Raw genomic sequence first — 1,671 nt, 5'->3', positions numbered from 1 at the left:
ACCCGTCCGGAATCTGAGACCGCCGCGTCCGCTGCCGGGCCGCCGCGGCCGAACGGCCCGCACGGCGGCGGTCGGGGCGGCATCGCGAGGCATCCTGCGTCCCATATCGCAGACGATCTCGTCTCGTCATGTGGACCGCCGGTGACATGCGGCGCGCCCGTCCTTACGATCGTCCTCATGAAGCGACAGGCGGATCTCACGAAGCGACGGGCAGTCGACCTGTGCCGCGTCGCCGCCATGCTCTGTCGCACCGTCGTCTGACGGCCCCGCCGCCGTCGACGGGGGACCCGGCCACCAGGGCCGATGCGTGCCGACCGGCCTCGCCGGCCGATCCGGACCATCCCTCGACAGCCCGCCGCGCCGCACAAGCGCCGCGCGTGCCCCTGCCCCCGCACGCGCACCCACCCGCATCAGCTCCGAAGGAGAATCCATGAGCCGCAGTGACGTCCTGGTGGACGCCGACTGGGTCCAGGCCCGTATCGACGACCCCAAGGTGGTCATCGTCGAGGTGGACGAGGACACCTCGGCCTACGAGAAGAACCACATCAGGAACGCCGTCCGGATCGACTGGCAGAAGGACCTCCAGGACCCGGTGCGCCGCGACTTCGTCGACCAGGCCGGGTTCGAGAAGCTGCTGTCGGCCAAGGGCATCTCCAACGACGACACGGTCGTGCTCTACGGCGGCAACAACAACTGGTTCGCCTCCTACGCATACTGGTACTTCAAGCTCTACGGCCACGAGGACGTCAAGCTGCTCGACGGCGGCCGCAAGAAGTGGGAGCTGGACTCCCGCGACCTGGTGGCCGAGGTGCCCGAGCGGGCCGAGACCACCTACAAGGCCAAGCCGCAGAACCTCGCCATCCGCGCCTTCCGGGACGACGTGGTGAAGGCCATCGGCGAGCAGAACCTCGTCGACGTGCGCTCCCCCGACGAGTTCAGCGGCAAGCTGCTGGCCCCCGCGCACCTGCCGCAGGAGCAGTCGCAGCGTCCCGGCCACGTGCCGACCGCGCGCAACATCCCCTGGTCGAAGTCGGCCAACGACGACGGCACCTTCAAGTCCGACGAGGAGCTGAAGGAGCTGTACGAGCAGGAGGGTGTGGACCTCTCCAAGGACACCATCGCCTACTGCCGCATCGGCGAGCGCTCCGCGCACAGCTGGTTCGTGCTGCACGAGCTGCTGGGCCAGGAGAACGTCAAGAACTACGACGGCTCCTGGACCGAGTACGGCTCGCTGGTCGGCGTGCCGATCGAGCTCGGCTCCAACTGACCGTTCGCCGCGCCGGCAGCACGCCGGCGTGACCCAGGCATCGACGAACCGAGGAAGAGGACCACTCCATGTGCGGAGCGAAGGCCGGCGGCCCGGACGCCTCCACCATCAAGCCCGGCGAGACCACCATCCAGGGCAACGTCACCCGTGACGGCGAGCCGGTGACCGGCTACGTCCGGCTGCTGGACTCGACCGGCGAGTTCACCGCCGAGGTCCCCACGTCCGCGACCGGCCAGTTCCGGTTCTACGCGGCCGAGGGCACCTGGACCGTGCGGGCGCTGGTGCCCGGCGGCACCGCGGACCGTACCGTGGTGGCCCAGCCGGGCGGCCTCGCGGAGGTCGCCATCGCCGTCTGAGGCGAGGGCCGGTACCGAACGGCAGCAGGGCCGCACCCCCGGGTTGGA

The 1,671-nt window shown here is 70.0% G+C and carries 2 protein-coding genes; both read left to right on the top strand.

Features of this window, described 5'->3' with window-relative positions:
* The first annotated feature begins 430 nt into the window (after positions 1-430).
* Positions 431-1,267 carry a sulfurtransferase gene (locus ACYVE9_RS25815; protein ID WP_461030309.1) on the top strand — a complete coding sequence of 279 codons (837 nt, stop codon included), beginning with the start codon at positions 431-433 and terminating at the stop codon, positions 1,265-1,267.
* 68 nt (positions 1,268-1,335) lie between these two features.
* Positions 1,336-1,623 carry a DUF1416 domain-containing protein gene (locus ACYVE9_RS25810; protein ID WP_461030308.1) on the top strand — a complete coding sequence of 96 codons (288 nt, stop codon included), beginning with the start codon at positions 1,336-1,338 and terminating at the stop codon, positions 1,621-1,623.
* Positions 1,624-1,671 lie beyond the last annotated feature (48 nt).

This window comes from Streptomyces sparsus, from assembly GCF_054776295.1.
The sequence above is the reverse complement of the archived record's forward strand: the minus strand, read 5'-3'. Positions and strand labels throughout refer to the sequence as shown.